Raw genomic sequence first — 13,108 nt, 5'->3', positions numbered from 1 at the left:
GAGCAACCTATAAAATTTCCTCCGTGGACCGCATCCTGCCTCTCCCGACTGCCCTGAACACACCCGCCCCTAACGCCCGCTCCTCCCGGGTCTCCGTCGTCGTGATCGGCTACAACGACGCGGCCCACCTCGCCGACGCGGTGCGCTCCGCGCTGGCCCAGGGCCCCGTCGTCCACGAGGTGATCGCCGTCGACGACTGTTCGAGCGACGGCAGCGCGGAACTCCTCGCCGGGCTCGTCGCGCGGGACCGGCGCGTGAAGGTGCTGCGCCGCGAGAGCAACAGCGGCGGCTGCGGCACCCCCCGCAACGACGGCATCGACGCCGCGTCGGCGCCGTACGTGATGTTCCTCGACAGCGACGACGTGCTGCCGCCCGGCGCGGCCGCCGCGCTGCTCGCCGCCGCCGAACGGCACGGCAGCGAGGTCGCGTCGGGGCTGTGCATGCGCCGCGAACTGCCCTCCGGGCGCGAAGTGCCCTGGCAGCCCGAGCTGTACGCCAGGGCCCGGCTCGTCGCCCGGCCCGAGCTGCGCGCCCGCCTCGTCCACGACACGCTGTGCGTCAACAAGCTCTACCGGGTGGACTTCCTGCGCGAGCACGGCATCCGCTTCCCCGAAGGCCGCTTCGTCTACGAGGACTTCGTCTTCACCGCGCGCGTCCTCGCCGCGGCCCCGCGCATCGCGCTCGTCCCGGACACGGTGTACGTGTGGCACGTGCGCCGCGCCGCCGCCAAGCTGTCGATCTCCTTGGACCGCTCCGGCATCGCCAACTGGCAGGCCCGCATGGAGGCCCACCGGCAGTCCGTGGAAATCCTGCGGGACGCGCGCGGCAACGGCGGCAAGCGGCTCGCGCGGGCGGCCCGCACCAAGTTCCTCGACCACGAGCTGCGGATGTACACCCGCGAGCTGCCCGCGCGCGGGCAGGAACACCAGCGCGAGTGGTGGGCGCTCACGCGCGCGTACCTGACGACGTTCGACGCCGCCGACCTCGACGCGGCGCCCGCCCCCGGCCGCGTCATCGCGCGCGTCGTCCTCGCCTCCGAACACCCCCGTGACCTGACCCGGCTCAAGCAGGTGGCGGCGCGCCCGGCGCGGCTCGCCCCGCCCTACCCGAGGGCGGCCGACAGCACGCCGGTATGGGCGCGGGACCTGCCCCAGGTCACCCTGGAGCACCTGCTCGTGCGCCCCATGCGGCTGCTGCCCCTGGCGGTGGACGGCGAACTGCGTCCGCGCGCGGGCGGCGCCCGGCTCACGCTGCGGCTGCGCGAGCTGTACGGGCGGGTGGCGGACGCGGGTCCCGCCACCGTCGACGTCGATCTGGTCCACCGGCACAGCGGCGGCACGGGCCTGCGCCGTACGGCGTCGTTCGGCGCCGAGCGGCCCGGCGAGACCTGGACGGCCACGGTGCTGTTGGACCTCGCCTCGCTGGCGGGCGGGGTGTGGGACGTGCGGCTGCGGGTGCGCTTCGCCGACGGGACGGTGCGCGAGACGACCGCGCACGCCGTCGCGGGGCCCGGACTGCTGCGCCGCACGGTGGTGTCGGGTGGCCGGCGCGGCATCCTCCTCGTCCAGCCGTACGCCACCCAGGCGGGCCACCTCTCCGTGCGCCTCGCCCCCGGCCCGCGGGGGGTCGCCGGGGTGGCGAAACGGCGCCTGGCCCGTCTGGTCCGCGCCGTCACCGGCCCGCGCGCCCGCTGACGCGCCCCGTACGCGCCCTCTGCGAGACTGCGGGTCCCGGAGAACGAACCCACGGGACAGACGGCACAGAGCACACGGCACAGAGCGCTGGGCGCGGAGCACGGAGCGCCGAGCGCGGAGCACACGTACGACAGGACGGGACGCGACGACCATGACCTGGCTGATCACCGGAGGCGCCGGATACATCGGAGCGCATGTCGTGCGCGCCCTGACCGAGGCGGGCGAGCGAACCGTGGTCTACGACGACCTGTCCACCGGCATCGCCGAGCGCGTCCCCGCCGACGTCCCGCTGGTGACGGGCTCCACCCTGGACGCGGACCTCCTGGCCCGCACCCTCGCGGACCACGCGATCACCGGTGTCGTCCACCTCGCGGCGAAGAAGCAGGTCGGCGAGTCGGTGGAGCAGCCCCTGCGGTACTACCACCAGAACGTGGAGGGCCTGCGGGTCCTCCTGGACGCGGTGGTGGCGGCCGGGGTCCCCTCCTTCGTCTTCTCCTCCTCGGCGGCGGTCTACGGCATGCCCGACGTCGACCTCGTCACCGAGGAGACGCCGTGCGTGCCGATGAGCCCGTACGGCGAGACCAAGCTGGCGGGCGAGTGGCTGGTGCGTGCCGCGGGGCGCGCGCACGGCCTGGCCACGGCGTCCCTGCGGTACTTCAACGTGGCGGGCGCGGCCTCGCCCGAGCTGGCCGACACCGGCGTCTTCAACCTCGTCCCGATGGTCTTCGAGAAGCTCACGGCCGGCGAGGCCCCCCGGATCTTCGGCGCGGACTACGCCACCCCCGACGGCACCTGCGTACGCGACTACATCCACGTCGCCGACGTGGCCGAGGCCCATGTGGCGGCCGCCCGCAGGCTCGCCTCGGCGGCGCCGGGCACGGACCTCACCCTCAACGTCGGCCGGGGCGAGGGCGTCTCGGTCCGCGCGATGACGGACCTCATCAACGAGGTCACGGGCCACGCCACCGCCGCCGAGGTGACCGCCCGGCGCCCCGGCGACCCGGCCCGCGTGGTGGCCTCGGCGGACCGCGTCTCGACGGAACTGGCCTGGTCGGCCAAGCGCGACGTGCGCGACATGATCGCGTCGGCTTGGGCGGGCTGGATGCGGCTGCACCCGGGGGCGGCGCCGGAGTAGGCGCCAGGGCGCCACGGCACCGGCGTAGCACCCGAGCAGGCCGGGGCGGGCCGGGGCGGGCCGGGGCGGGCCGCCTCAGAGTGCCCGGAGTGCCGCCGCCGTGGCCTTCGCGAGCCTGCCCAGGTAGCCCTTGGGCAGGTCGGCCCGCACCACCACCGAGCGCCAGTAGAGCGGCCCCGAGAGCAGGTCCAGGGCCAGCTCCTCGTCGGCGCCCGCCCGCAGCTCGCCCCGCTCCACGGCGGCCCGCACGATGCCGCTCGCGACCCCGTGCTGCCCTTCCCGCAGTGCCTTCTGCAGGGCCTCGGCGATCTCGGGGTTGCGGGCCGCCTCGGCCTGGAGGTCGGGGATGACCTGCGAGGCGACGGGGTGGCGCAGGGCGCGCGAGGTCACCTCGTACAACAGCCGCAGGTCCCCCTCCAGCGAGCCGGTGTCCGGTGCGGGCAGACCCTGGACCGCTATGGCCGACACCAGGTCGAGCACGAGGTGCAGCTTGGAGCGCCAGCGGCGGTAGACGGCCGTCTTGCCGACGCCCGCGCGGCGCGCGATGCCCTCGATGGACATGCGGGCGTATCCGACGGAGGCCAGCTCCTCGAAGACGGCGGCCCGGATGGCCTCGGTCTTGTCCGCGCGGAGCACGGCGGCCCCGGCGGGCGCCCTGCGGCGGGGCCGACCGCCCCCGGGGCCGTCCGCCTGTTCACCCTGCTGCCTGCTCGTCGTCATGCGGACAGCATAAAAGCGCGACGACGAAACGGTTGCGTTCCGACGTGACGAGTCCTACGCTCGGCGTTGCGACGATACGGGCCCGTCCCGACGTGTGTCGCCGCCCTCCGCAGCCTCCCCGAGCGAAAGCCACGGACGTGAGCCAGGTCCTCGACGCGCCCCCGCCCCCCGCCTCCCCCCAGGCCTCCGCCCCCGCGGAGGCCCTCTCGCCCGCCGAGCTGGCCGCCCGGCACGGCCTGACCGTCAGCGGCGCCCGCCCCTCCCTGCCCGCCTACGTCCGGCAGCTGTGGCAGCGCCGCCACTTCATCACCGCCTTCGCGACCGCCAAGCTGACGGCGCAGTACAGCCAGGCGAAGCTCGGCCAGCTCTGGCAGGTGATGACCCCGCTGCTGAACGCGGCGGTCTACTACTTCATCTTCGGCGTCCTGATGGACACCAAGCGGGACGTGGACGACTACGTCCCCTTCCTCGTCACCGGCGTCTTCGTCTTCACCTTCACCCAGGCGTCCGTCATGGCCGGCACCCGCGCCATCGCGGGCAGCCTCGGCCTGGTGCGCGCCCTGCACTTCCCGCGCGCCTCGCTGCCCATCTCGCACTGCCTGCAACAGCTCCAGCAACTACTCTTCTCCATGGGCGCGCTGCTGGTCATCCTGCTCTGCTTCGGCGTGCCGCCGACGGCGTCCTGGCTCCTGGCGGTGCCGGTCCTCGCCCTCCAGTTCACCTTCAACACCGGCCTCGCGCTGGTCATGGCCCGGCTCGGCAGCAGGACGCCGGACATCGCGCAGCTGATGCCGTTCGTGCTGCGCACCTGGATGTACGCGTCCGGGGTGATGTGGAGCATCGACGCGGTCCTGAAGGACAAGCACCTGCCGCACGTCGTCCAGGTGCTCCTGGAGTGCAATCCGGCCGCCGTCTACATCGACCTGATGCGGTTCGCGCTGATCGACAGCTTCCACGCCGACCGGCTCCCGCAGCACGTGTGGGCCTGGGCGCTGGGCTGGGCCCTGCTCGCCGGGATCGGCGGGTTCATCTACTTCTGGAAGGCAGAGGAGACGTACGGCCGTGGCTGAGACCGGCACTTCCCAGGGGCCCGCGCCCACCGTCATCGTCGACCGGGTCGACATCGTCTACCGCGTGCACGGCGCCGGCACGACCGGGCGCGGCGCCGCCACGGCCGCCCTCGGCCGCATCCTCAAGCGCGGCGGGGCGCGCGGCACGCGCACCGTGCACGCCGTCAAGAACGTGTCCTTCACCGCCCGCAAGGGCGAGGCCATCGGCCTGATCGGCACCAACGGCTCGGGCAAGTCCACCCTGCTCAAGGCGGTCGCGGGCCTGCTGCCCGTGGAGCGGGGCCGGATCTTCACCGACGGGCAGCCCTCCCTCCTCGGCGTGAACGCGGCCCTGATGAACGACCTGTCGGGCGAGCGCAACGTCCGCCTCGGCGGCCTGGCCATGGGCATGTCGCGCGAGCAGGTGCAGCGGCGCTACCAGGAGATCGTCGACTTCTCCGGGATCAACGAGAAGGGCGACTTCATCACGCTCCCCATGCGCACCTACTCCTCCGGCATGGCGGCCCGCCTGCGCTTCTCCATCGGCGCCGCCAAGGACCACGACGTCCTGCTCATCGACGAGGCGCTGGCCACCGGCGACCGCTCCTTCCAGAAGCGGTCCGAGGCCCGCATCCGCGAGCTGCGCGCACGCGCGGGCACGGTCTTTCTGGTCAGCCACAACAACAAGTCGATCCGCGACACCTGCGACCGGGTGCTGTGGCTGGAGCGCGGCGAACTGCGGATGGACGGCCCCACGGCGGACGTCATGAAGGAGTACGAACGGTTCACGGGCGGCGGCAAGGGTTAGCCGACGCCCGCGCAGTCCTGTCGGATGACCGCGAGCCACCGGCCAAAACCGGACAGGTAGCCCTTTTGTCGCATCAATACCCGCATCCTTACACTATGGGAGCGTTTAGCAACAGAAGGAGTGCGCGTGCAGCCACGGCTGAGTGTTGTCGTCCCTGTCCACGACGTCGAGCTCTACCTCGACGAGTGCCTGGAGTCCCTGGCGGCCCAGACCTTCACGGACTTCGAAGTGGTCATGGTCGACGACGGGTCGCGGGACGGCAGCGCGGCCATCGCCGAGCGCTTCGCGGCGGCCGACCCCCGCTTCCGGCTGATATCGCAGGAGAACAAGGGCCTGGGCGCCGCCCGCAACACCGGTGTGCGGGAGATGTCCCCGCACAGTGAGTACCTGGCGTTCGTCGACAGTGACGACACGCTGCCCCCGACGGCGTACGCGCTGCTCATCGAGACGCTCGACGCGACCGGCTCGGACTTCGCGGCGGGCAACGTCACGCGCTTCCGCTCCGCCGGGTACGTCCAGTCGCCCGTGCACCGCGTGCCCTTCGCCGCGACCCGGTTGCGGACGCACGTCTCCAGGTTCCGCCCGCTGCTGACCGATCGCACCGCGTGGAACAAGGTCTACCGCCGCTCCTTCTGGGAGAAGCACCGGCTCGCGTACCCGGAGGCCATGCTGTACGAGGACGCCCCGGTCAGCGTCCCCGCGCACTACCTCGCGGACGCCGTGGACGTGCTGAGCGAGCCGATCTACAACTGGCGCGAGCGCGAGACCGGCGAGCGTTCCATCACGCAGAACCGCACGAACCCGCAGGGTCTGATCGACCGCGTGAAGTCGATCCGCATGGTGCGCGCGTTCCTGCTGGCCCGGGTGGCCGACGACCCCATGTACGCCGAACACCTGCGGGTCTACGACAACAACGCGCTCGCCGAGGAGATCCCGCTCTTCTGGAAGGTGCTGCCCGGCTCGGACGCCGCCTACCAGGAGGCGTTCCTGGAGCACGTGGGCCGCCTGGTGCGCGAGATCGGGCAGGACGCGGTGCGCGCGCTGCCCGTGCCGCACAAGCTGAAGCTGTACCTGACCGTGCACCGGCGCCTGGACGAGCTGATCGCGCAGCTGGAGTTCGAGAAGGAGCACGGCGGTTCGATCCCCGTCTCCGGGACCCTGCGCCCCACGGCCGACTACCCCTTCCTCGACCCGACGGTCCCCGTGCCGGACGCGGTGCTCCGCCTCGACCAGGAGCTGCGGCTGCGCAGCCGGCTCGACGAAGCCGCCTGGCACGACGGCAAGCTGTGGCTGTCCGGCTGGGCGTTCCCCCGCCAGCTCGGCGCCGAGTCGCGGGGCAAGGCCCTCAAGTCGCTGATCCTGAAGGAGAAGGGCAGCCGCCGCTCGGTGCTCGTGCCCGCGCGCAGCCACATCGACCCGGAGGCCACCGTCGCCTCGGGCGCGGAGTTCCGGCACGCCGACTGGGCGGGCTTCGGCGCGCTGGTGAACCCCGCGCGGCTGCGCCGCCGGGGCCGGTGGGTCGACGGCCTGTGGCGGGTGCGGATCACCGTGGCCGGCACCGGCGCCACACCCCGGCGCGGCCCGCTGCACGGCGCGGGCACCGGCTCCGGCCAGACGCCGCCCGCGCACTGGGTCACCGAGGACGTCCGGGTGGCCCCGCAGATCCAGGACGGCGAGCTGGCCATCCGCGTGGAGACGGCCCACGCGCGTGCCCTGGAAGTCCGCGCCGAGGGCCCCCACCTCGTCGTACGCGGCATCCTGCGCACCGCCCCCGACGGCGCGCCCCGGCTGCGCATGCGCCACCGCGAGTCCGGCACGATCCGCACCGTCCCGCTGGACCTCGGCGTCCCGCGCGACGGCCGCGTCCCCTTCACGGCCCGGGTCGGCACGGCGAGCCTGACGCAGGTGCGCGAGGACCACGAACGCCTGCGCCCGACCCAGGCGGAACGCTCGATCGCCCGCTGGGACATGTCGGTGGAGATCGTCACCGGCACTGACGCTCGCACCGACGCCGGCCACACCGGTGCCGAGCCCGCGTCGACGCGGCTGGCCCTCGTGCTGGACGACCGGGAGGGCTTCTCCGGCGCCCAGTTCCCGCACGCCGGCCGCGCCATGTACGCCCGGCGCAGCCCCGGCGGCTACCTCCAGTTCGTGGACCAGCCCGTCCAGCCCCTCGTCGACCGCGTCTCCGTGTCCCCCGACGGCACCGTCACCCTCACCGGCAGCTACCCCGCGCCGGGCGCCCACGCCCTGGAACTGGTGCTCCGCCAGACCTGGTCGGGCCACGAGTACACCTTCCCGGCCCGCGCCGACGACGGCCGCTTCGAGACCCGCTTCGTCCCCGCCCCCACCCACCGCCCCACCGGCGGGGTCCCGCTGCGCGCCGGCTTCTGGTGGCCGTCCGTCCAGCGGCCCGACGGCACCCGCACCGCCGTCCAGCTCGCCCCGCCCGTCCACGGCCACCTCCCCATGGAGGTCGAGGCGCACGGCAAGCGCGTCGAGCTGCAGGCCCGCCAGTACGACCAGTTGGCCCTGATGGCCCACTCCGAGCTGCGCCCCGACGAGCGCAGCCGCTACCGGCAGACGAGGCTGCGCACCGAGACCTACCCGGCCGCCCGCCACGAGCCGCTGCGCGAGGCCGTCCTGTACGACGTGTTCGGCGGCCGGATGTACGGCGACTCGCCGCGCGCCCTCCATGAGGAGATGGTCCGCCGGGGCCTGCCGGTCGAGCATCTGTGGGTCGTCAGGGACGGCCAGTGCCGGGTCCCGGCCACCGCGAAGGCGGTGCGCGTGCACAGCCCCGAGTACTACGAGGCGATGGCCCGCTCCCGCTACCTCGTCGGCAACACGCACTTCCCGCGCTGGCTGGTGCGGCGCGAGGGCCAGCAGATCGTCCAGACCTGGCACGGCACGCCGCTGAAGCGGATCGGCTTCGACTTCGCCAACGACCACTTCGCGAGCACCCGGTACCTCGTGGACCTGGACCGCGAGCGCCACCAGTGGACGATGCTCCTCTCCCCGAACCGGTTCAGCACCCCGATCCTGCGCAGCGCCTTCCGGTTCGGCGGCGACGTGGACGGCGAGCTGGTGGAGACGGGCTATCCCCGCAACGACGTCCTGCTGGCCCCCGACCGCGCCGAGCGCGCCGCCCGCGTGCGCCGCGCGCTGGGTCTGCCCGAGGGCAAGAAGGTCGTCCTGTACGCCCCGACGTGGCGCGAGGACAAGCAGCGCCACCGGGGCGGCTTCCTCCTCGACCTGCGCCTCGACCTGGAGAAGGCGCGGCACGAACTGGGCGAGGACCACGTCCTGCTGGTGCGGCCGCACGCGCACGTCGTGGAGCCGGTGCCGGGCGCGGGCGACGGCTTCGTGTGGGACGTCGCGGGTTACCCCGACGTCATGGACCTGCTCCTGATCGCCGACGTCCTGGTCACCGACTACTCCTCGGTGATGTTCGACTTCGCCGTGACGGGCCGTCCGATGCTGTTCTTCACGTACGACCTGGAGCACTACCGCGACCGGTTGCGCGGCTTCTACTTCGACTTCGAGCAGCGCGCGCCGGGCCCGCTGGTATCCACCTCCGACGACCTGATCGCCGCCCTGCGGGACGTGGCAGCGGCGAGCGGGCCGTACGGAGAGGCGTACGAGGCCTTCCGCGCCGCGTTCTGCGACCTGGACGACGGGCGGGCCGCGGCCCGCGTGGTGGACCGGATGCTCGCCCACCGAGGGGCGGCCGCCGTATGAGTACGCGGAAGGGGGGCACCGCCGTGCCCGGACGCAGTGACACCGCCGAGCCCGTGCTGAGCGTCGTCGTCCACGGGCGCGACGTGCAGGGCCGGCTGGGCGCGGGCCTGGACGCGCTGGCCGCGCAGGCCTCCCCCGGCGTCGAGGTGATCGTCGCCGCGGTGGGCGCCGCCGCGCGGTCCGCCGCCGCCGACCGGCCCGGCGTCACCGTCGTCCCGCTGCCCGAGGGCACGGGCGAGGCGGCGGCGCGAGCCGCGGGCGCCGAGCAGGCGGCCGGCCGGTGGCTGCACCTCGTGCCCAGCAAGGACACCGTGCCGACGGGCGCGCCCCGCATGGTCGCGGACCGGGTGGCCGCCCTGCCGGACGGCGTGGACGTCCTCGTCGCCGACCACGTCCGCTCGACGTGGCGCCACCAGGGGATGCCGAGCCCCGACGGCGGGCACCTCGCCCGGCAGGGCCGCCGTGACCTGCCGCTCGCCGACTGCCCCGACCTGCTGCGGGTCACGCCGCTGCTCGGCGTCCGGGTGCTGCGGGCGGACTTCTGGCGGGCGCACGCCGAGCGGCTGGCCGGGGACGACGAGACGTTCGCCGCGTACGCCGCGCTGCTCCTCGCGGACCGGATCGCCACGCTCGACCAAGTCATCCTGAACGTACGGGAGTTGCGGCCGGAGAGCCTGCCGCCGGTCCCGCCCGAGGCACGTTTCGGCGTCATCGGGCGGTACGAGTCGCTGCTCGCCCTCGCGGCCGACCTCGGCCTCCCGGCGGCGCCCCGCACCGCGCTCTACGACGTGATGGTCGGCGACTGCCTGCGGATCGTCGCCCGCGAGAAGCTGCCCGAGCCGGTGCGCGAGGAGTTCTTCCACCGCGCCGCGCGGGCCGCCGTCGCCCGACGCCCCGAGGGGTATCAGCGGCCGGCGGGCCTGGAGGGCGTGCGGCGCCGCATCCTCGAAGAGGACGCGTACACCAAGTACCGCGCGTTCCGGGCCGCCAACCAGCGGCGCCGCAAGCTGCGTTCGGCGGTGATCACGCGCAAGCACCAGGTGGGCGTGAAGGTCCGCGACCTGCGCTACCGCAGGGACCTGGAACGCCCGGTCGACCCCCGCCTCGCCGTCTTCACGGCCTACTGGGACCGGGGCGTGGCCTGCAACCCGGCGGCCATCGCGGCCAAGCTCGCCGAACTCGCCCCGCACATCCACCCGGTGTGGGTCGTCACGGCGGCCAACGCGCCGCTGCTGCTGCCCGGCACCGACCACGTCGTGCCCGGCACCCGCCGCTACTGGGAGGTGATGGCGCGCGCCAAGTACCTGGTGAACAACGTCAACTTCCCCAACGCGATCGTCAAGCGCCCCGACGCGGTGCACGTCCAGACCCATCACGGCACACCGCTCAAGCGCATGGGCCTGGACCAGCTCGACTACCCGGCGGCCGCCAAGGGCCTGAACTTCCACAGCCTCCTCGCGCGCGTCGACAAGTGGGACTACAGCGTCTCCGCGAACGGCCACTCCACCCGCATGTGGGAACGCGCGTATCCGGCGCGTTACGAGTCCCTCGACCACGGCTATCCGCGCAACGACGTCTTCTACCGCGCGACGGCCGCCGACATCCGCGCGATCCGCGAGAAGCTCGGCATCGCGCCGGGCAGGCGGGCCCTGCTCTACGCGCCCACCCACCGCGACTACGAGGCCGCCTGGACCCCGCGCCTGGACCTGGCCACCCTCGCCGACCGCCTGGGCGAGGACACCGTCCTGCTCGTGCGCGGCCACTACTTCTACGGGGGCGCCGCCTCACCGCTCGCGGGCCTGCGCAAGAGCGGCCGGGTCATCGACGTCTCCTCCTACGACCCGGTGGACGACCTCTGCCTGGCGGCGGACGCGCTGATCACGGACTACTCCTCGATCATGTTCGACTACGCCAACCTCGACCGGCCGATCGTGGTCTACGCCGACGACTGGGAGACGTACGCGACGACGCGCGGCGTCTACTTCGACCTGATGGCGCAGGCGCCGGGCCAAGTGGCGCGCACGCAGGAGGAGTTGACGGAGCTGTTCACCTCCGGCGCGTGGCGCGACGCGTCGGCCGCCAAGGCCCGCGAGGCGTTCCGCGAGCGCTTTTGCGAGTACGACGACGGGCGCGCCGCCGAGCGCGTCGTACGCCGGGTCTTCCTCGGCGAGAGCGAGGACTCCCTGCCGCCGGTGACCCCGCTCGCCGGGCGCACCCCGGCCCCGACGCCCGAGGAGGCGACGCAGCGATGACCCCGATACCCGACGTGACGGTCACGGTGATCGTCTACAACGACGCGGAGCGCCTGCCGCGCGCGGTGGCGTCCCTGCGCCGCCAGACGCACGAGAACATCGAGATCATCATCAGCGACGACCACTCGACGGACGACACGCCCGAGGTGGCGCGGCGGCTGGCGGCGCAGGACGACCGCGTCACGTACCTGCGGCTTCCGGCGAACAGCGGCGGGTGCAGCGCGCCGCGCAACCGCGCCCTGGAGATCGCGCGCGGCCCGTTCCTGATGTTCCTGGACAGTGACGACGAACTGCCCGAACGGGCCGTCGAGTTGCTCCTCGCGACACACCGCGAGCGCGAGGTGGACTTCACGATGGGCGCGGTGGAGCGGGTCCGCGTGGACACGGGCCGCACCTCCACCTGGATGCCGCATCTGGTGGCCGAGCGCCGCACGGTGCACGGCATCGAGGCGGAACCGGCCCTGTTCTTCGAGCACTTGTCGACCAGCAAGATGTACCGCCGCGCGTTCCTGGACCGCAACGACCTGCGCTTCCCGGAGGGCATCCACTACGAGGACCAGCTGTTCTCGGCGCAGGCGTACTGCCTCGCGCGGGCCTTCACGGTGATCCCCGAGCCCGTCTACCGCTGGTACATAGCGCCCTACGAGGCGGCGGAAGCGGCGTCGATCTCCAACCAGCGCCACAAGCTGTCGAACGTCCGGGACCGCGTGCACGTGCAGCGCCTGATCGACGACTTCCTGACGTCGAGCGGCCACGGCGCCCTCCAGGAGGCCAAGGACCACAAGTTCCTGAAGCACGACTTCCGGATGTACGCGGGAGACCTCCCGTTCCGTGGCGAGGAGTGGCTGACGGGCTTCGCGGACATCGTGAACCCCTACCTGGCACAGCTGTCCCCCGGCGCGTACGCCCGCCTGCCCCGCGCGGAACGGGTCGTCCTCCAACTGGTCCGCGACAACCGCCTGGCGGAGGCGCGGCTGGCGGCGCGGGGCCTCGGCCACGGGGTGGCGCCGCGCGAGACGTCGATGGACGCGGCGGGCCGCGTGTACTGGGGCGGGCGCGTCCCGCAGACAGACCGGGCCCGCACGGAACTCGACCTCACCGACCTGGGCCTGGACTCCCGCCCGTTCCCGAGCGCCCAGTTCCGCCACGAGATCACGCGGATCGAGCGGGGACCCGGCGCCACGGTCGACCTGACCGTACGCACCTACGACCCCGGCCTGCGCCTGCCGGTCGGCCCCCAGGTGGCGACCCTCCTCGTGGCCCCCGGCCACCGCCGCATGAAGACCCCCTTCCGCCTGGACCCCGTCCGCCCCGGCGTCTTCGAGGGCACGGCCCGCCTGGACCTGGCCCTGGCCCGCCTCCCCCTCAACGGCTTCGAGGGCGCCCGCCACCCGGTCCTGCAACTGACCTCAGGCGGCCTGCGCAACACGTCCCTGCTCCTGGCCCCGCTGACCTTCCCCACCCTGCGCGCCCGCATCGACTACCGCTCCGGCACGACCCCCCACGAGGTCACGGTAGAACCGGAGGGCCGCGCCGCGGGCCGCCTCCAACTCCGCTGGACCCCGGTAGGAGTAACGGCCCACGTCATCCGCCCCCTGACGAGCCGAGCAGCCGCGAAGACGGGCCCCCGACTCCGCAGGGCGGCCCGCCTGGCGGCGAGCGTGCTGCGCTGAGACCCGTCCGGTACGCCGTGGCCGGGCTGCGACCGG

Annotated in this window: 8 protein-coding genes; 7 read left to right on the top strand and 1 reads right to left on the bottom strand. The window is 73.4% G+C overall.

Annotated features, from left to right (window positions below; translation table 11 throughout):
• Positions 1–32 precede the first annotated feature (32 nt).
• Both ACZ5GP_RS18170 and galE read left to right on the top strand, forming a co-directional pair.
• A complete protein-coding gene (locus ACZ5GP_RS18170; protein ID WP_468752147.1) occupies positions 33–1,694 on the top strand; it encodes a glycosyltransferase family 2 protein in 1,662 nt (553 codons plus the stop codon).
• 151 nt (positions 1,695–1,845) lie between these two features.
• Positions 1,846–2,829, top strand: coding sequence for a UDP-glucose 4-epimerase GalE (gene galE, locus ACZ5GP_RS18165; RefSeq protein WP_468751814.1), 984 nt, complete (start codon positions 1,846–1,848; stop codon positions 2,827–2,829).
• A 75-nt stretch (positions 2,830–2,904) separates the two neighbouring features.
• Here the strand turns inward: galE and ACZ5GP_RS18160 are convergent, their stop codons facing one another.
• A complete protein-coding gene (locus tag ACZ5GP_RS18160) occupies positions 2,905–3,549 on the bottom strand; it encodes a TetR/AcrR family transcriptional regulator (RefSeq protein ID WP_361076337.1) in 645 nt (214 codons plus the stop codon).
• Between the two features lie 137 nt (positions 3,550–3,686).
• Here ACZ5GP_RS18160 and ACZ5GP_RS18155 point away from each other — a divergent pair, with 137 nt between their 5' ends.
• The 5 genes from ACZ5GP_RS18155 (at position 3,687) to ACZ5GP_RS18135 (ending at position 13,072) form a co-directional block, all read left to right on the top strand.
• Positions 3,687–4,619 carry an ABC transporter permease gene (locus ACZ5GP_RS18155; protein ID WP_468751813.1) on the top strand — a complete coding sequence of 311 codons (933 nt, stop codon included), beginning with the start codon at positions 3,687–3,689 and terminating at the stop codon, positions 4,617–4,619.
• Entirely contained in the window at positions 4,612–5,406 is a 795-nt protein-coding gene (locus ACZ5GP_RS18150) for an ABC transporter ATP-binding protein (protein ID WP_468751812.1), read from the top strand. Before ACZ5GP_RS18155 ends, ACZ5GP_RS18150 begins: the two co-directional genes overlap by 8 nt.
• A gap of 126 nt (positions 5,407–5,532) precedes the next feature.
• On the top strand, positions 5,533–9,147 hold the full coding sequence (locus ACZ5GP_RS18145) for a bifunctional glycosyltransferase/CDP-glycerol:glycerophosphate glycerophosphotransferase (protein ID WP_468751811.1): 3,615 nt from the start codon (positions 5,533–5,535) through the stop codon (positions 9,145–9,147).
• On the top strand, positions 9,144–11,399 hold the full coding sequence (locus ACZ5GP_RS18140; protein WP_468751810.1) for a CDP-glycerol glycerophosphotransferase family protein: 2,256 nt from the start codon (positions 9,144–9,146) through the stop codon (positions 11,397–11,399). The genes ACZ5GP_RS18145 and ACZ5GP_RS18140 overlap by 4 nt, the downstream gene beginning before the upstream one ends.
• Positions 11,396–13,072 carry a glycosyltransferase family 2 protein gene (locus tag ACZ5GP_RS18135; protein ID WP_468751809.1) on the top strand — a complete coding sequence of 559 codons (1,677 nt, stop codon included), beginning with the start codon at positions 11,396–11,398 and terminating at the stop codon, positions 13,070–13,072. Before ACZ5GP_RS18140 ends, ACZ5GP_RS18135 begins: the two co-directional genes overlap by 4 nt.
• Positions 13,073–13,108 lie beyond the last annotated feature (36 nt).

The organism is Streptomyces sp. NPDC031466, from assembly GCF_055581265.1.
The sequence above is the reverse complement of the archived record's forward strand: the minus strand, read 5'-3'. Positions and strand labels throughout refer to the sequence as shown.